Raw genomic sequence first — 212 nt, forward strand, 5'->3', positions numbered from 1 at the left:
CCTTTCTGTAAACGGGACCTCCGACTGTTACGCTTATGGAACATTTTTTGAACCGGCCGGCAGCAAAATTCAGATCACGGATACAAACGGGACTGTGTTCCAGACCATTTCTCTTTTCTGCAACAAAGGTATCATTCGGAAAGATTTGCTCCACAGATAAAGCAAAGTCATTTGCAAATTTATCCAATTTGACAACTTTCACCAATTGGCCG

The 212-nt window shown here is 42.5% G+C and carries 1 protein-coding gene; it reads right to left on the bottom strand.

Features of this window, described 5'->3' with window-relative positions:
- Positions 1-212: hypothetical protein (locus H6B10_RS17850; RefSeq protein ID WP_204652602.1), on the bottom strand; the 212-nt coding region annotated here is incomplete at both ends.

Origin of the sequence: Gemmiger formicilis (assembly GCF_016901605.1) — a bacterium.
Taxonomy (GTDB): Bacteria; Bacillota; Clostridia; order Oscillospirales; family Ruminococcaceae; genus Gemmiger; species Gemmiger formicilis_B.